The sequence below is a fragment of the Streptomyces sp. PT12 genome (assembly GCF_003311645.1).
In the GTDB taxonomy this organism is placed as follows: Bacteria; Actinomycetota; Actinomycetes; order Streptomycetales; family Streptomycetaceae; genus Streptomyces.
Genome location: NZ_QEST01000129.1, coordinates 20,624 through 36,733 on the forward strand (window position 1 = coordinate 20,624; position 16,110 = coordinate 36,733).

16 protein-coding genes are annotated in these 16,110 nt (G+C 72.5%); 9 read left to right on the forward strand and 7 right to left on the reverse strand.

Annotated elements, in window-relative coordinates; genetic code table 11:
* Positions 1-57: 57 nt before the first annotated feature.
* From DEH69_RS13760 to serC, 7 genes are all read left to right on the forward strand, one after another.
* On the forward strand, positions 58-1,554 hold the full coding sequence (locus tag DEH69_RS13760; RefSeq protein ID WP_113687237.1) for an ATP-binding protein: 1,497 nt from the start codon (positions 58-60) through the stop codon (positions 1,552-1,554).
* Positions 1,551-1,985 carry a roadblock/LC7 domain-containing protein gene (locus DEH69_RS13765; RefSeq protein WP_113687238.1) on the forward strand — a complete coding sequence of 145 codons (435 nt, stop codon included), beginning with the start codon at positions 1,551-1,553 and terminating at the stop codon, positions 1,983-1,985. The genes DEH69_RS13760 and DEH69_RS13765 overlap by 4 nt, the downstream gene beginning before the upstream one ends.
* Positions 1,982-2,347, forward strand: coding sequence for a DUF742 domain-containing protein (locus tag DEH69_RS13770; RefSeq protein WP_113687239.1), 366 nt, complete (start codon positions 1,982-1,984; stop codon positions 2,345-2,347). Before DEH69_RS13765 ends, DEH69_RS13770 begins: the two co-directional genes overlap by 4 nt.
* A complete protein-coding gene (locus DEH69_RS13775) occupies positions 2,328-2,942 on the forward strand; it encodes an ATP/GTP-binding protein (protein WP_113687240.1) in 615 nt (204 codons plus the stop codon). Before DEH69_RS13770 ends, DEH69_RS13775 begins: the two co-directional genes overlap by 20 nt.
* Positions 2,939-4,297 carry a cytochrome P450 gene (locus DEH69_RS13780; protein WP_258534654.1) on the forward strand — a complete coding sequence of 453 codons (1,359 nt, stop codon included), beginning with the start codon at positions 2,939-2,941 and terminating at the stop codon, positions 4,295-4,297. The genes DEH69_RS13775 and DEH69_RS13780 overlap by 4 nt, the downstream gene beginning before the upstream one ends.
* Positions 4,294-5,517 carry a cytochrome P450 gene (locus DEH69_RS13785; protein ID WP_113687241.1) on the forward strand — a complete coding sequence of 408 codons (1,224 nt, stop codon included), beginning with the start codon at positions 4,294-4,296 and terminating at the stop codon, positions 5,515-5,517. Before DEH69_RS13780 ends, DEH69_RS13785 begins: the two co-directional genes overlap by 4 nt.
* 68 nt (positions 5,518-5,585) lie before the next feature.
* On the forward strand, positions 5,586-6,713 hold the full coding sequence (gene serC / locus DEH69_RS13790) for a phosphoserine transaminase (RefSeq protein ID WP_113687242.1): 1,128 nt from the start codon (positions 5,586-5,588) through the stop codon (positions 6,711-6,713).
* 348 nt (positions 6,714-7,061) lie between these two features.
* Here the strand turns inward: serC and DEH69_RS13795 are convergent, their stop codons facing one another.
* Genes DEH69_RS13795 through DEH69_RS13810 form a run of 4 tightly spaced genes read right to left on the reverse strand, consistent with a single transcriptional unit; the run spans position 7,062 to position 10,288 of the window.
* A complete protein-coding gene (locus DEH69_RS13795; RefSeq protein WP_220131261.1) occupies positions 7,062-7,580 on the reverse strand; it encodes a GNAT family N-acetyltransferase in 519 nt (172 codons plus the stop codon).
* A 50-nt stretch (positions 7,581-7,630) separates the two neighbouring features.
* A complete protein-coding gene (locus DEH69_RS13800) occupies positions 7,631-8,470 on the reverse strand; it encodes a hypothetical protein (RefSeq protein ID WP_258534655.1) in 840 nt (279 codons plus the stop codon).
* Positions 8,471-8,504: 34 nt separating this feature from the next.
* Positions 8,505-9,335, reverse strand: a complete 831-nt coding sequence (locus tag DEH69_RS13805) for an ABC transporter permease (RefSeq protein ID WP_113687244.1) — start codon at positions 9,333-9,335, stop codon at positions 8,505-8,507.
* On the reverse strand, positions 9,332-10,288 hold the full coding sequence (locus DEH69_RS13810; RefSeq protein WP_113687245.1) for an ATP-binding cassette domain-containing protein: 957 nt from the start codon (positions 10,286-10,288) through the stop codon (positions 9,332-9,334). Before DEH69_RS13810 ends, DEH69_RS13805 begins: the two co-directional genes overlap by 4 nt.
* A 137-nt stretch (positions 10,289-10,425) precedes the next feature.
* On the opposite strand from DEH69_RS13810, the gene DEH69_RS13815 reads away from it, so the two are divergent.
* Positions 10,426-11,214 carry a TetR/AcrR family transcriptional regulator gene (locus DEH69_RS13815; protein WP_113687246.1) on the forward strand — a complete coding sequence of 263 codons (789 nt, stop codon included), beginning with the start codon at positions 10,426-10,428 and terminating at the stop codon, positions 11,212-11,214.
* 250 nt (positions 11,215-11,464) lie between these two features.
* Positions 11,465-12,892: a serine/threonine-protein kinase gene (locus tag DEH69_RS13820; RefSeq protein WP_258534656.1), complete on the forward strand. Its 1,428-nt coding sequence runs from the start codon at positions 11,465-11,467 to the stop codon at positions 12,890-12,892.
* Positions 12,893-13,142: 250 nt separating this feature from the next.
* Here the strand turns inward: DEH69_RS13820 and DEH69_RS33450 are convergent, their stop codons facing one another.
* The 3 genes from DEH69_RS33450 to DEH69_RS31510 form a co-directional block, all read right to left on the reverse strand.
* Positions 13,143-14,462, reverse strand: a complete 1,320-nt coding sequence (locus DEH69_RS33450; protein ID WP_309302795.1) for a serine/threonine-protein kinase — start codon at positions 14,460-14,462, stop codon at positions 13,143-13,145.
* 310 nt (positions 14,463-14,772) lie between these two features.
* Positions 14,773-14,901 carry a hypothetical protein gene (locus DEH69_RS32710; RefSeq protein WP_258534657.1) on the reverse strand — a complete coding sequence of 43 codons (129 nt, stop codon included), beginning with the start codon at positions 14,899-14,901 and terminating at the stop codon, positions 14,773-14,775.
* Between the two features lie 7 nt (positions 14,902-14,908).
* Positions 14,909-15,991 carry a hypothetical protein gene (locus tag DEH69_RS31510; protein ID WP_181727429.1) on the reverse strand — a complete coding sequence of 361 codons (1,083 nt, stop codon included), beginning with the start codon at positions 15,989-15,991 and terminating at the stop codon, positions 14,909-14,911.
* Positions 15,992-16,110: the final 119 nt, after the last annotated feature.

The following is a 16,110-nucleotide window of genomic DNA, read 5'->3' on the forward strand; positions in this document are numbered from 1 at the left end:
TGACAGGTGCCGCCCAACTCCCGACCGTCCCACTCCCGACCAGAGGTTCCCCGGCTCATGACGGAGCGTCCCCCACTGCGCCACGCCCTGCTCGCTTTGCTCATCTCGGTGGTCATCACCGGAGCCGGCTGGCTCGGGGCGGTGTACGCGGCCCCTGAGTCCTCCCGAAGAGCACTCGCCTGGGGCGCGGGCGCCGCCGCGCTCGCCCTGATCGCCGCCGTCGTCACCGCCGTCAGGGGCGTCGGCACGGCCCGCGTGCTGCGCACCAGGCTGGCCGAGCGCGAGGCCGAGCACGCCGGGGTCCTGGCGGGACGCGAGGCGGAGACCGCCGCGTTCGCCGATCAGACCCTACCCGCGGTCCTCGCCGAGCTGCGCGGCGGCCTCTCCGCCGACAGCGCGCTCGCCGCCGTGCCGCAGCCGCGCCACGACGCGCACCGCCGCGTGCTGCACGCGGTCGCCCACGAGATCGGCCGCGCCGAGGCGGGCAAGTCGGCCGCGATGGCCGCGGGCGCCAACGCCGCTGGCCGTGTCCAGGCCCTGGCCACCAGCATGCTGGCCGACCTGCGCGAGATGGAGCACCGGCACACCGACGAGACGGTGCTCGGCGACCTGCTGCACCTGGACCACCGCACCGCACAGGTCGGCCGACTCGCCGACAGCATCGCGGTGCTGACGGGCGCGCGCTCCGGGCGCCGCTGGGGCAAGCCGATCGTGATGGAGTCCATCCTGCGGGGCGCCATGGGCCGCATCGGCGCCTACCAGCGCGTCAGGCTGCACTCGGCCGTCGGCGTCTCGATCGCCGGGCACGCCGCCGAGGGCGTCATGCACGCCCTGGCCGAACTCCTTGACAACGCCGCCAACTTCTCGCCGCCCACCGCCGAAGTCCACGTCTACGCCGAGGAAGTGCCCGCCGGTGTCATCCTCACCGTCGAGGACAGCGGCCTCGTGATGAGCGAGGTCGCGCTGCGCCGCGCCGAACGCGCCGTCTCCGGCGAGCCGTTGGACCTCGCCACGCTCTCCGGCACCCGGCTCGGGCTCGCGGTCGTCGGCCAGCTCGCCCGCAAGCACGGCCTCACCGTGTCGTTCCGCCCCTCGGCGCGCGGCGGCACAGGGGCCCTGCTGATGATCCCCCAGGAGCTCATCAGCCGCCCCAGGGCCACGGCGACCCCGGCCCCGACCCCCGTGCGCGCCACGCCCGTTGGGGACGAGGCCGCCCTCGCCCCCGCCGAAGGGGCCACCCCGGCGCCCGAGCGCGACCCCGCGCCGCGCCCCACCGACGACCACGCGCCCGCGGCCACCGGCGAGGGCGACGTCGAGTACGGCACGAGCGGCCTGCCCAAGCGCCGCAGGGGACGCACCCTGGCGAACGCCCACCAGAACGGCACCACCACCAGCACGGCACGGCAGTCGCGGCCGACGACGTCCGCGGCTCACTCCCCGGCGGCGTCAGCCGCCCGCTTCGGCGCGTTCCGCCGCGCCACGCGGGGCGAGGGCGACACCACGCCCCCGGCGTCCGCCACTTCCCCATCTCCTGCGGAGGACGACACCCCATGACCGCGGCACCCACCGGAGGTTCGCTCAGCTGGCTGCTGGAGAGACTTCTGGCCCGAACTCCGGGAGCACGCCACGCCGTTGTGCTCTCCCGCGACGGGCTCAAGCTCTCCTGGACCCCCGAGCTCTCCGAGGACTCGGCCGACCAGCTCGCCGCGATCTCGTCCGGGATCCAGGCCCTCTCTCAGGGAGCCTCCATCGAGTTCGGCGACGGCAGCGGCGGCGTGCGCCAGTCCATGACCGAGTTCTACGGGGGCATCCTCTTCATCGTCGAGGCGGGTGAGGGCGCCCACCTGGCGACCGTCGCCGAGGACACGGCCGACGTCGGCCTCATCGGGCACAACATGATCGAGCTGGTCGAGCAGCTGGGCGACTACCTCAGCACTCCGCCGCGGAAGCCCGAGGAAGGAACCGAAGGCGGCGAACGCGGATGAGCCGCCCAGGCCGGGACGAGGACCCCGACCGGCTCTACATCGTCACCGGAGGCCGCAGCAGGGCCGACACGGACGCGTTCGACCTCGTCACGCTCGTGGTGGCCGAGTGCGAGCCCGCGCTCGGCATGCAGTCGGAGCACGTCAAGATCCTGCGCATGGCCGAACGCCCCACGGCCGTCGTCGAGATCGCCGCCGAGCTCCGCCTGCCGGTCTCCATCGTACGCATCCTGCTGGGCGACCTGCTCGCGCTCGGCCGGATCACCGCACGCCACCCGCGCACCGGCGCCGCCCGCGCGGGCGGCTCGTCCCTGCCCGCCACCGACATCCTTGAGCAGGTACTCGTTGGACTCCGCAACCTCTGACCGCCGCCCCGCCGAGCGGACGCCGCTGAGCAGATCGGCCGACAACGGCCTCAAGATCGTGATAGTCGGCGGCTTCGGCGTCGGCAAGACCACCATGGTCCGCTCGGTCAGCGACATACGCCCCCTGAACACCGAGGAGGTCATGACCCAGGCGGGAGAGGGCATCGACGACCCGTCCGCCGTGCGCGGCAAGACCTCCACGACCGTGGCGTTCGACTTCGGGCGCATCGGCCTCGACGAGCGAACGGTGCTCTACCTCTTCGGCGCCCCCGGGCAGGAACGCTTCTGGTTCCTGTGGGACCGGCTCTTCGCCGGGACGCTCGGCGCCGTCGTCCTCGTCGACACCCGGCGCCTGGCCGACTCCTGGTACGCCATCGACCGGCTCGAACACCATGGGACCCCGTTCATCGTGGCCCGCAACGACTTCGGCGGCCCCGCCCACACGGGCGAGCAGGTCCGCGACGCGCTCGACCTGCCCGCGCACATCCCGCTGATCGACTGCGACGCCAGGTCGCGGGAGTCGAGCAAGGCCGTCCTGATCACGCTCGTCGAACACCTCCACGCCCTCTCCTCCGCCCAGGAGACCCACCCGTGACCACCCCGCCGAGGCCCACCGCCGACCCCTCCGCCATCCCGCTGCCCGCGGCGGACGCGGTCCCGCTCAGCGGCCCCCGCTTCCACACCGACCCCGCCGACCTGTACCGGGAGATGCGGAAGCGGCACGGCTCCGTCGTGCCCGTCGTGCTGCCGGGCGACATCCCGGCCTGGCTCGTCATCGGCTACCGCGAGCTGCACCATGTCACGGGCGACACCAGCCTGTTCACGCGCGATATGGGCCTGTGGAACCAGTGGCCCAGGATCCCCGACGACTGGCCGCTGCTGCCCATGGTCAACCGCCGCCAGCCGTCGATCTACTACACGGTCGGCGAGGAGCACCAGCGCCATGTCGCCATGGTGGGACCGGCGTTGGAGGGCGTCGACGCGTTCGAGCTGCGCCGCCACGCCGAGGGGATCGCGGACGACCTGATCGACCGCTTCTGCGGCCATGGCGAGGCCGAACTCATCGACGACTACGCCAAGTTGCTGCCGATCCTGGTGCTTGGCCGCATCCTCGGCTTCCCCGACGACGAGGGCCCCGAGCTGGCCCGCGCGATCAACGCCCTCGCCGACGGCGGCGAGGACGCGATCACCAGCCACCAGTACCTCACCGCCGCGATGACGCGCCTGGTGGCCACCAAGCGCGAACGCCCAGGCGCCGACGTCACCTCCCGCATGCTGGCGCACCCGGTCGCGTTCACCGACGAGGAGTATGTCCTCGACCTCCAGGCCATCACCGCCGCCGGTCACCTCCCCACCTCGGACTGGATCGGCAACTCGCTGCGGCTGATGCTCACCGACGACCGGTTCGCCGCCTCGCTCTCCGGCGGCCGCAACAGCGTCGGCGAGGCCATGAACGAGGTCCTGTGGGAGGACACCCCCACCCAGATCCTCGCCGGGCGCTGGGCCGCCCGCGACACCCACATCGGCGGCCAGCACATCCAGGCGGGCGACATGCTGCTGCTCGGCCTCCAGGGCGCCCATGGCGACCCGCAGGTCAGCCAGAGCCCTCACGGCGGCCACACGGGCGGCCACACGGGCGGGTACGCGGGCGGGTACGCGGGAGGAAACAACGCGCACTTCTCGTTCAGCCACGGCGAGTTCAGGTGCCCGTTCCCCGCGCAGGAGATCGCCGAGGTCATCGCGAGGACCGGGATCGAGGTGCTGCTCGACCGGCTCCCCGACACGGATCTCGCCGTCCCCGCGGAGTCGCTGGTCCGCCGCCCCTCGCCGTTCCTGCGCGGCATGACCGAGCTGCCCGTCCGCTTCTCCCCCACGCCCACCGTGGGGAAGGCCGCGGGAAAGACCGCGGCACACACCACAGGAAGATCCCCCGCTGGAGGCCCGAGATGAGCAGATGCCCCGTCCTCGCCCTCGACCCGCTGGTACGCGACAGGATCGGCGAGACCCGCCGGCTGGTCGCGGGCCCCGCCCTGGCCCGCATCGAGCTGCCGGGCGCCGTCCCCGTCTGGACCGTCACCAAGCACGCCGAGGCCAGGCGCCTGCTGACCGACCCCCGCCTGGTCAAGGACATCAACCAGTGGGACCTGTGGCAGCGCGGGGTCGTCACCCGGCAGTGGCCGCTGATCGGGATGGTGGACGCCGGGCGTTCGATGTTCACCGTGGACGGCGCCGAGCACCGCAGGCTGCGCACCAAGACGGCGCAGGCGATCACCGCGCGGCGCGTGGAGTCGATGCGCCCGGTGATCGAGTCGATCACCCACCGGCTGCTCGACGCGCTCGCGGCCGAGGGCAAGGACGGCTCGCCCGTCGACCTCAAGGCCGTCTTCGCGCTGCCGCTGCCCATGGCCGTGGTGAGCGAGCTGATGGGCGTCGACCAGGCCGAACACCCCAGGCTGCACCAGCTGTACAAGGCGTTCTTCTCGATGCTCACCCCACAGGACGAGCGCCTTGCCGTCATCGCCGAGCTCGACGAGATCTTCGTGGCGATGGTCGCCGCCAAGAAGGCCGCCCCTGGCGACGACCTCACCAGCGCCCTCATCCTGGCCGACGAGGGCGGCGAGCCGCTGACCGACGAGGAGGTCGTCGGCAACCTCAAGGCCATGGTCGCCGCGGGGCACGAGACGACCATCAGCCTGATCTGCCACGCGGTGCGCGGCCTGCTCAACGCCCCCGACCAGCTCGCGCGCGTGCGGGCGGGCGAGATCGGGTGGGAGACGGTGATCGAGGAGACGCTGCGCTGGTCATCGCCGTCGACGCACCTGCTGCTGCGCTTCGCCACCGAGGACATCGACGTCGACGGCACGGTCATCGCCAAGGGCGAGGGCCTGGCCATCTCCTACTCGGCGATCGGCTGGGACCCCGCGCAGCACGGCGAGAACGCCGACCGCTTCGACGTGACGCGGCCGACCCCGATCCGGCACATCAGCTTCGGGCACGGCCCGCACATCTGCCCCGGCGCCTCGCTCTCGCGCCTTGAGGCCCGGATCGCGCTGCCCGCCCTCTTCGCGCGCTTCCCGCGCCTGAGGCTCGCCGTGGACGACTCCGAGCTGCGCAATCTGCCCATCGTCACCCAGAACGACCTGGCCGAACTCCCCGTCCGCCTGGCCTGACGCCGCACGCCGTCCGCGCCACGGGCCGGATGTGCGGTACCCCCGCCCGAGGGGCTACGCTCCGGCTCGTGGCCGATATCCAGATTCCCGCTGACATCAAGCCCGCCGACGGCCGGTTCGGCTCTGGCCCGTCCAAGGTCCGCACCGAGGCGCTCGACGCCCTGGTCGCGACCGGCAGCTCCCTGCTCGGCACGTCCCATCGCCAGGCCCCCGTGCGCGACCTGGTCGGCCGGGTCCGCGAGGGCGTCTCCGCGCTGCTTTCCCTCCCCGACGGATACGAGGTCGTCCTGGGGAACGGCGGTTCCACGGCGTTCTGGGACGTCGCGACGCACGGGCTGATCGAGGCCAAGTCGCAGCACCTGTCGTTCGGCGAGTTCTCGTCGAAGTTCACCAAGGCGGCCAGCAAGGCGCCCTGGCTCGACGAGCCCACGGTCGTCACCGCGAACCCCGGTTCCCACCCCGTCCCGCGCGCGGAGCGCGGCGCCGACACCTACGCCCTGACGCACAACGAGACCTCCACGGGCGTCGCCGCGCCGATCCACCGGGTCGCGGGCGCGGACGAGGGCGCGCTCGTCCTGGTGGACGCCACGTCGGGCGCGGGCGGCCTGCCGGTGGACATCGCCGAGACGGACGTCTACTACTTCGCCCCGCAGAAGTCGTTCGCGTCGGACGGCGGCCTGTGGGTGGCGGCCTTCTCCCCCGCCGCCGTCGAACGCGCCGAGCGGATCGCCGCGTCGGGGCGGCACATCCCCGAGTTCTTCTCGCTGCCGACCGCCATCGAGAACTCACGGAAGAACCAGACGTACAACACTCCCGCCGTCTCGACGCTGTTCCTGCTGGCCGAGCAGCTGGACTGGCTCAACGGCCAGGGCGGCCTGCCGTGGGCCGTCGAGCGCACCGCCGACTCGGCGGCGCGGCTGTACGGCTGGGCGGAGAAGGCGGAGTACGCGACGCCGTTCGTGACCGACCCCGCGCAGCGGTCGCAGGTCGTCGGCACGATCGACTTCACCGAGGGCGAGGGCGGCGTGGACGCGGCGGCCGTGGCGAAGGCCCTGCGCGCCAACGGCGTGGTGGACACCGAGCCCTACCGCAAGCTCGGCCGCAACCAGCTGCGCGTCGCGATGTACCCCGCGGTGGCCCCCGACGACGTCGAGGCGCTGACGCGCTGCGTGGACTACGTCATCGAACGCCTCTGATTCCCACCCGGAACGGACGAGGGCCCCGCGCACCCGTACTTGGGCTTGGGTTCAAGGGGCCCTCGCGCGTTCCTGGCACCTACCCCCGAACGCCGCCGTACAGCGGCCACCTCGCCCCGGCCGCGAAGGCCGCGGCGATCAGCGGCACGGTCACCGCGAGCAGCGCCACATCGCGCCCGCCGACGCGCAGGTGCGCCAGCCGGATCCGCCGCCCGTCCTGACCCCGACCCTGATACCCCGCGCCTCAACGGCACCCCCGCCCGGCTGACGCGGCCCCCGCGCGCGTTGAGCCCTCTCGTTCAACGGGCCCCGCGCCGGTGGTAGGGGGTCCAGCGGGCGGCCCCGAGTTCACTGGAGTGCCCTGAACCGTTCTTCCAGGTCCGTGACGCGCTCGGCTCGGCGGCCCATGAGGTACACCGTGGTGTGGGTGCGCCGCACTTGGTGCAGGAGAGCGAAGCCTTGGGTCTCGTTGTATCTCACCAGCCCGGGGAAGTGGCAGCCACGGCGCACCCATGCGCGCCCCTGTTGTGCCGCCCGGTCCAGCGCCCACAGCGCCATCGTGGTTCCCGGCTTCCTGGCGCGGTGGGCGGGGTGGGTCACGGTCGAGTAGAGGTAGTGGGCCGGTTCGTTCAGCTCGTCTTCGGTCCAGCCCCACGGGGGCGTGTGTTCCTGAACGGTGGTGCACCCGATGACGGGCCCGCCGTCCTCGGCGAGGAGCCATACGTCGCCCTCGGGGTTCTCCGCCTGCCGCGCGAGGTCGGCGGCGTTCCCCCGCCAGCTCGGGAGTCGGCGTTCCTCCAGCCAGGTGGAGCGGGCGAGGATCATGGCCTCGACGGCGGGGATGTCTTCGGCTGTGGCCGGGCGCATGGCGAACACGGCGTCTCCTGAGGGCGGTGGAAGGGGACTGTGGAAGGGGACTACAGAAAGGATCGAGCGGCGAGGTGGAGGTCCAGGACTTCGAGTAGCTGCGCGTCTCCGTCCTCGCGGTACGGCCCTTCGGCCAGCCTGCCGACGGCGCTCCGAAGGCCGTCGGGGTCCACCAGCTTGGCGTCGAAGAGAGGCGAGCCATCGTGGAGCATCTCAGCGAACAGCGGGCCCGCGATGGTGGTGAGCGTGTGCTCGACGACTTCGGCGAACGACTCCCGCACTCGCGATTCGGTGACGTCCGTGCTCAGCCCGAGGGCGGCAAGCCTGCGGCGTTGGAGCTGTTTGAGTTCACGCCAGTGCAGGGGCAGCCATGCGCCGAGTTGGACCATGCCGGGGTCGGCGAAAGGGTGCACGGGCCAGATGCCCGCGCGCATGAGCACGGGTGCCGTGGTCTCAAGCGACAACAGAGTCATCGAGTTGACGGCGGCGGGCGGAGCGATGCCGTCGTCGGCGAACTCCAGCGCGGCACGGGCCCGGTCCCCGATCCAGGGCAGGCCGTCGCCGATCTCGCCCATGGACCTGTGTGGATACTCGGCCTGCGACAGGGCCACCATCTCGTCTCCGCCGAGCCCGGTCACCACCACGCGGGCACCATGGCGCGCCAAGTCCTCGGTCAGCTTGGTGAACGGCCGATGAAGAGGTTCCTCGTACGGACTGATCCTCTCGCCCCTGACCCGGGCGCACTCGTGCAACAACGGCGCGTGCTCCAGGGCGTCGATCAGGTGATCCGGCCCCGCGAACGGCAGCGTGCCCAGGATCTCCGCGCGTCGCCGGATCTGGTGAGCGCGCCCGGGACCGGCGATCAGGAGGGCGGCGGCCCCGCCAGGCATGGGCCGGGCGGGGCGATCGCCCGTCCAGGGGGCCCTAGCGGGCCAGTCGCTGGTAGCGGTGGACCGCGAGGGGGAGGAAGACCAACGTGAGGGCGAGCGGCCAGGCGAACGCGAGCAGCATGGCGTTCTCCTCCACCCAACTGCCGCCCGTGGGCAGGGGGTTGCCAAAGAGCTCGCGGATGGCGTTGGCCGTGGACGAGACGGGGTTCCACATGGCGATCGCGCCGAGCCAGTCCGGCATGAGCGACGGCGGCGTGAAGACGGAGCTGACCATGCCGAAGGGGAAGGCGACCGCGAAGAGGTTCGCCGCGGCCTCCTGGCTGGGCGTGACAAGACCGATCCAGACGCCGATCCAGATGAGCGCGAACCGCAGCCACAGCAGCAGCGCGAACGCCGTCAGCGTCTCGGGCAGCGAGCCGTCGGACCGCCAGCCGATGACGAGCGCGATGGACGCCATGACCGCCAGGTCGACGCCCGCCTGGAGCACGTCGGAGACCCCGCGCCCCGCCACCACGGCGGATGGCGCCATGGGCATCGAGCGGAACCGGTCGATGACGCCGCGCTCCTTCTCGATGACCACGCCCATCGCGGTGTTCATGAAGCCGAAGGCCATCGTCATGGCGAACATGCCCGGCATCGCGAAATCCTTGTAGTCAAGGCCCTCGCCGACGTCCATGGCGCTGCCGAAGACATAGACGAACAGCAGCACGGAGACGATCGGGAAGCCGAGCTGCCACGCGATGAGCGAGGGCTGCTTGACCAGGTGCGTCAGGTCGCGCCTGACGATCGTCCCGCAGTCGACCAGCGCCCAGTACGCGCGGCGTTCGGGCCCCTCGGTGTCGACGGCGACGGGCGCGGCGTTCACGCGCTCTCCTTTCCGGTCATCCGCAGGAAGACCTCGTCCAACGTGGGCCTGCGCAGCCCTATGTCGTCCACGCTCGCGCCCGCCTCCTGGAGGGCGCGCGCCACATCCGTCAGCGCCGTGACCCCGTCGGTGACGGGCCCGTGCACGCTGAGCCTTTCCTCGTCGGTCTCGGGCCCGACCCCGCGCGTCACGCGGGCCACCGCCTTGACGGCGAGCGGCAGATCGGCCGGGTCGGAGAGCACGACCTCGAGGCGGTCCCCGCCGACGGCCCGCTTGAGCGCGGCCGGGGTGTCCTCGGTGATCCCGCGCCCGTGGTCGATCAGCACGATCCGGTCGGAGAGCTTGTCCGCCTCGTCCAGGTAGTGCGTGGTCAGCAGCACGGTGGTGCCCACCGCGGCAAGGCCCCTGACGGCCTCCCACACCTCGGCCCGCCCGCGCGGGTCGAGCCCGGTGGTGGGCTCGTCGAGGAACAGCACCTCGGGCGCCAGGATCATGCTGGCCGCGAGGTCGAGCCGCCGTCGCATGCCGCCGCTGAACGTCTTGACCTGCGCGTCCGCGGCCTCCCTCAGGCTGAAGCTCTCCAGCAGCTCATCGGCCCGCCGCCGCGCGGTCGCGTGGTCGAGGTGGAAGAGCCTGCCGAACATCCTGAGGTTCTGCCGGGCGGACAGGATCTCGTCGACGGCCGCCGCCTGCCCGGTCATCCCGATGCGCCGCCGCACCCCGCGCGGATCGCGCCGCACGTCGAACCCCGCCACCTCGGCCCGGCCGCCGTCCGCGCGCAGCAGCGTGGCCAGGATCCGCACGGATGTCGTCTTGCCCGCGCCGTTGGGCCCGAGCAGCCCGCACACCGTGCCGCGCCTGACGGCCAGGTCGAGCCCGTCGAGCGCCTTCTTGCCGCCGAACGACTTGGTGAGTCCCTCGGCCACGACCGAGAACGCCGATCGCGATGTCATGCGCCCCTCCCTGTCTTCCCGCAACCTGTTCTTCCCGCGACCCGTCTTCCCACAACTGGGTACGCTGTACCGAGTACACCGTACCCGACACCGCGTACGCCGTACACAGTCGTTCGCGACTCTAGGATGGGCGCACCATGAGCTCGGCACACAGTGGCGGTGACATCAGCCGCAGCCTCGAATTGATGTGGCAGGGGCGGGAGCGCGCGACCCGGGGGCCCAAGCCCGCGCTCACGCTCGAGCGCATCGTCGGTGCCGCCGTCGCCCTCGCCGACCGCGAGGGCCTCACCGCCCTCTCGATGCGCCGGGTCGCCGCCGAGCTGGGCGTGGGCACGATGTCGCTCTACCGTTACGTCCCCGGCAAGGGCGAGCTGATCGACCTCATGCTCGACCACCTGGCCGCGCCCGACGAGGAGGAGGAACGGGCGCTGCGCGAGGCGGAGTGGCGGCCCGCGCTCGAGGCGGTCGCGTGGTCCACCTACCGCCACTACCACGACCACCCCTGGCTGCTCCAGGTCAACCAGGCCCGTCCGCTGCTCGGCCCCAACGCGCTGCGCGCCTTCGACGCCTCGCTCGCCGTGCTCGACGGCCTCGGGCTCAGCTCCCCCGACAAGATCAGCATCATCTCGGCCATCGACGCCTACATCACCGGGCTCGCGCGCCACTATGTGCTGCTGCGCCAGGCCAACGAGGAGTCGGGCATCACCGACGAGGAGTTCTGGGCGGCCCAGGGGCCCATCATGGCGACGGCGATGAACACCGGCGACTACCCCCATGTCTTCGCCCTCGACGAGACGGCGTTCGCCAGGAGCACCGAGGACTCCATCCGCTTCGGCCTCGACCGCCTGCTCGACGGCATCGAGGCGTATGTGGCGGCCAAGCGCGACGACCCGGCCTATCCGCCGCCTGGCGGCTCCTGCGCATAGCCCCGTCCTGGTCGCGCTCCGCGGCCTCCGGCAGCTCCAGGCCGGCCTCGTCGTCCCGCTCCAGCGCCCGACGGACGGGGAGCCGGCACGACCAGCCGTGACGCACCAGGGGCTTGCGCACGCCAGGCTCCCGCTCCAGCCGGGCGAACTGCTCGCCACTCAGCCCCGGCAGCGACCGGGGCCGCCGGAGTGCAGGACCTGCGAGCCACCGAGCCCCGGCCTGAGATGTCGGCTCGGCTATATTCCATCCGTGGACGACGATCACGGACAACTGCTTGCCGGCAGGTACCAGTTGACCAGTCTGCTCGGCCAGGGCGGGATGGGTGCGGTCTGGCGTGCGTTCGACCAGCAGCTGGGGCGGGACGTGGCCGTGAAGGAGTTGCGTCTCCCCGAACATCTGAACGCCGAGGAGCGGGCCAACTGGATTGACCGGCTGGATCGCGAGGCGCGGGCGGCCGCTCGGCTGAAGCACCCGGGCATCGTGACCGTCTACGACCGGATCGTCGGTGCGGACGGGCGGCCGTGGATCGTCATGGAGTTGGTGGCCGGGGGGTCACTGGACGACCTGTTGCGCCAGCAGGGTGCCCTGTCCCCGCAGCACGTCGCCGACATCGGGCGACAGGTGGCCGACGCGCTGAGTGCCGCGCACCGAAAGGGAATCACCCATCGGGACATCAAGCCTGCCAACATCCTCATCGAGGACGGGCGGGCGGTCCTGACCGACTTCGGGATCGCGGCCCTGGAAGGCGACGTCACCCTCACGGCCACCGGCATGATCATGGGTACGCCTGCCTTCATGGCGCCGGAGCAGGTGCGGGGCCTCACGGCCACCGCCGCGTCCGACCTCTGGTCGCTGGGGGCCACGCTCTACACCGCCGTGGAAGGGCGCCCGCCCTTCGCGGGGTCGGCCCCGAGCGCCGTGCTGGTCGCCGTCGTGACGGAGGCCCCTGCCCCCGCCGTGCGGGCCGGGCCCCTCACCCCCACCCTTAAGGGCCTGCTCCACAAGGAACCGGCCGGGCGCCTGACCATGGAGCGGCTGCGGGCCCAGCTGGACCAGGTGGCCGACGCACCGCCGGCTCCCAAGGCGCTGCCCGCAGACCCGGCCTACTGGCCCACCGCCCCCGCGCAGGCGCCCGCCACACCGCCCGCCACACCGCCCGCAGGTCCGGCGCGTCGGCCTGCGGCCGCGGGAACGCCCGCCGTGGCCCGCCGCCGCATACCCCGCCGGGTCGCGTGGATCGGCGTGGCGGGGCTGGCCCTTGTGGCGTCCTCGATCCTGGCCACCTCCGAGGGGGACGCGGCGTACCAGGACAATCGCCAGGCAGCCGAGGCCATGGGCAGTCCGCAGGACTTCACCGTGGAATCCACAGCACGTGCCGACGGCGACCGGGCGCGAGTCGTCTACCTGGGGGGACCCATGGCCGACGCGCCGAGCCCCGCCCAGTGGGGCAGGATGGAGGAGTGGCTGAATAACGCGCCAGGCGTCGAAGAGGCATGGATGGAAGAGACATGGATGGCCGACAGCGCGGTCCCCGCGTGCCTGACCGAGGCGCTCGGCTGCGGCTGGGCCATGACCAGCGAAGACGGCTACACCGAGCCCACCATCCTCTACGCCCACACCCGGAGGCGGGACGGCGAGTTGGTCCTCGAGGTCGACGTCGGTCCTCGGCCTGAGTAATCGGGAGCGTCGCGTCCCGGCCGGTTCCGTCTCCCGCGGGGTGGGATGCCCCTGCGGCCTGGTAGTGGGCCCCGGATGCGGTGGGCGGGGAGTCCGGTGCCGTAGACGGCGGCGGCGATGGCGCTGTCGCAGCAGGAGAGGGCCGCTCAGCGGCGGATCGTCGGCACCGTGCGGGCCGGTGGAGTGCTGGGCCGGGACGGGCTGGCGCCGCGGCGGCGCCCGTCGTCACCGAGGAAGACGCGGCACCTCACTATGCAGCCCCACCAGCCCCGAGGGCCAGTCTGGCCGCCTGCATGGCCGTCAGCCGACGGATGCAGAGCGCGGTGACGACCGTCGCTTGCACCACCAGCGCCACGCCCAAGAAGATCTGGGCGCCCATGAGGACGTACGCGGGGCCCTCGATGTCGCGGACTCTCGAATCGTCCTCGTCGCCGACGTATGTGCCCACTCCCTCGCCACCGGCAAGGTAAAGCCCGAGGGCAGCGGTGAGCATTGACACCAGAGCGAAGAGAGCCAGGAGCCAGTAGAGGATCCCGCGGGATGCACCACCCCACGACCAGCCGCTCGCACCGCGGCGTTCGTCGATCAACCGGCGCTGCGGCCTCTCGGACCGTCCGGCCCCGTCGGGCTCGGCGGTCCACTGGTACGGCGGACCGCCAGCGGAGGGCGTGGTGAGCGGGGCGGTGGGTGGGCGCGCTGGTGCGGTCAGGGCGGCGGCCCTCGCCGCCGCGGCCGGCTCCGCGTCGGCTGTGGCGCCCGTTGCGGGCCCCAGCCGGGTGTACGGGTCCTCGTGGCCGAGAAGCTGCACCGCGTCCTGCCCCAGCCGGGCCAGGAGCTCCGGCGGCAGCCACGGGATCAGCGAGCGGTACTGCGTCTCCTCCCGTTCCCGCAGCTCAGCCAGGGACGGGCGGTCGGCCGGGTCCTTGGCCAGGCAGTTCCTGATCAGTTCCAGCGGCGACTCCGGTACACCGGTGAGGTCCGGCGGATCGTTGACGACCCGGAACATCAGGGCGTGTGGCTGGCCCTCGGGCGCAGCGAACGGCAGCCGCCCGGTGGCGGCGAAGGCCAGCACAGTGCCCAGCGAGAAGACGTCGCTCGCCTCCATCAGTCGCTCGCCCCGGATCTGCTCCGGCGACATGAAGCCGGGCGAGCCGACCACCATCCCGGTGGAGGTCAGGCCCCCGGTCGTGGAGACATCCAGGGCACGGACGATCCCGAAGTCGATCACTCTCGGGCCCTCGATGGTCACCATGACGTTCGACGGCTTCAGGTCGCGGTGGACGAGCCCAGCGGCGTGGATGTCACCCAGCGCCGCGCACAACCCGGCAGCCAGACCGCGTACCGAGTGCTCCGGCAGCGGGCCGTGCTGCTCGGCCACCACCTGACGCAGCGTTGGTCCGGCGATGTAGGCCGTGGCCACCCAGGGCAGTTCCGCGTCCGGGTCGGCGGCCAGCACGGCGGCCGTCCACTGCCCACCGACCTGCTGGGCCACCTCCGTCTCCCTGGCGAACCGGCGCCGGAAGTCCGGGGCCGCCGCCAGTTCGGCGCGGATGGTCTTGACCGCCACCATCCGGCCACGCGGCGACCGGGCCAGGTACACCACGCCATGCCGCCCTCACCCAGCCTGCCGATGAGCCGATAGTCGGCTATCCGGTGTGGGTCCTGTTCTCGTAGCGGCTGCACCGCTGACTCCTCCCCCTGACGGACTGTGTGGCGGACCAAGGCTCGATGTCCGGGCTTCCACGACGACCACTGCCCAACTGGTCACCGAAGCCGGCGACACCGGGAGCAGCCATACGCCTCAGGAGGCCACACACGGTGACACGTCACCCACCGGATCCAGCGGATACACGACACCGCACCATGCGGCCCTACCCGTCTCAGCCCCCGATCTCGCGCGACCCGACGCGGAGCCTGATCCGGTCGTCGAGGACCAACTGCCCCACGCCGACGCCGTTCAGCGCGGTGATGTGCCAGCCGCTCCCGGTGCGCGCCCGGCCGTAGGGCACGGCGCGTTCAGTCGCCCCTCGCGCCGCGCAGCAGGCGGCGGACGCCCAGGACGAGCAGGGCGCCGACGACGAGGGTGGTCGCGAGGCCCGCCGAGATGGTCAGGTCGCCGTCCTCCCCGTCCCCGGCGTTCCCTTCGGCGTCGCCCCCGTCGCCCCCGTCGCCCCCGTCCGCGCCGGAGGGGTCGCGTGCGGCGTCCGGGGCCTCGCCGTTGTCCTCCTCGCCGTTGTCCTCCTCCCCGTTGTCCCCCCCGCCGGACGCGGCGCTCTCCGGCAGCAGCTCGCCGCGCAGTTCCACGGGGTCGACCGAGCTCGACTCGCCCTCGGCGCCGAACATGAGCCACGCCCCATCCGGGGTGAACGTAACTGCCTCCCCCTGGAGTTGGCCGCCCGGCGGGATCACGCGCCTGGCCAGTGGCTCGGGCAGCCCCGCCTCGGCGTCCCAGCGGTACATGCGCGCCGAGAGGTAGCCGCGCAGCAGCAGCCGCGTCCCGTCGGGCGAGAACGCCCCGTCGGTGACCCACTGGTCGATGTCGGCGGCGCGCTCGAAGACGTTCGCCCCGGCGTCGGTGAGGGCCGCGGGGCCCGCGTAGAGGGCGGCGCCGCCGTCCCGCTTCTTGGAGACGATGTACACGCGACCCGTCTCGGGATGCACCATCAACGCCTCGGCGTCGCGCGGCCCGTCGTCGTAGCGGACGGGGTAGACGGTCGGCGTCACGGTGGCGTCGGCCAGCTCGGCGGGCTCGGGCAGCCGGTAGATCCAGACCTCGTCCCAGCCGCCGTCGTAGTTGTCGCCGATGTCGCCCACATAGAGGTCGCCCTCGGGGCCCGGTGAGATGGCCTCGATGTCGCGGCCCGTGACCCCGGCCAGGGTGATCGTGGCCAGCGTCGCGCCGCTCGCGCCGTCGATGGCGTAGAGGTTGGGGGCGGTGTCCTGGTCGTTGTGCGTCCAGTACACGCCGGGGTGCTGACGGCTGGCCGCCAGGCCGCTCGACTCCGTGATGCGCGGGTCGCCGATGGTGAACGAGGGCGGCTCCTCGGCGACGGCCACCCCCGCGGGCGCGAGGGCGAGCAGCGCGGCCGCGCCAGCCACCGCGGCACGGCACGGCGTCATCCGGGTCGGCGCGATCCGGGTCGGCGCCATCCGGGTCGGCGTCCGGGTCGGCGCGATCCGGGTCGGTGTCCGGGTCGGCGCGATCCGGGTCGGCGTCC

What these genes read in the sequence shown, in the direction of transcription:
- DEH69_RS13760 (WP_113687237.1), top strand. Translation starts at nt 58, where the DNA reads ATGACGGAGCGTCCCCCACTGCGCCACGCCCTGCTCGCTTTGCTCATC.
- DEH69_RS13765 (WP_113687238.1), top strand. Translation starts at nt 1,551, where the DNA reads ATGACCGCGGCACCCACCGGAGGTTCGCTCAGCTGGCTGCTGGAGAGA.
- DEH69_RS13770 (WP_113687239.1), top strand. Translation starts at nt 1,982, where the DNA reads ATGAGCCGCCCAGGCCGGGACGAGGACCCCGACCGGCTCTACATCGTC.
- DEH69_RS13785 (WP_113687241.1), top strand. Translation starts at nt 4,294, where the DNA reads ATGAGCAGATGCCCCGTCCTCGCCCTCGACCCGCTGGTACGCGACAGG.
- DEH69_RS13795 (WP_220131261.1), bottom strand. Translation starts at nt 7,580, where the DNA reads ATGCGCCCGGCCACAGCCGAAGACATCCCCGCCGTCGAGGCCATGATC.
- DEH69_RS13800 (WP_258534655.1), bottom strand. Translation starts at nt 8,470, where the DNA reads ATGCCTGGCGGGGCCGCCGCCCTCCTGATCGCCGGTCCCGGGCGCGCT.
- DEH69_RS13810 (WP_113687245.1), bottom strand. Translation starts at nt 10,288, where the DNA reads ATGACATCGCGATCGGCGTTCTCGGTCGTGGCCGAGGGACTCACCAAG.
- DEH69_RS13815 (WP_113687246.1), top strand. Translation starts at nt 10,426, where the DNA reads ATGAGCTCGGCACACAGTGGCGGTGACATCAGCCGCAGCCTCGAATTG.
- DEH69_RS33450 (WP_309302795.1), bottom strand. Translation starts at nt 14,462, where the DNA reads ATGGTGGCGGTCAAGACCATCCGCGCCGAACTGGCGGCGGCCCCGGAC.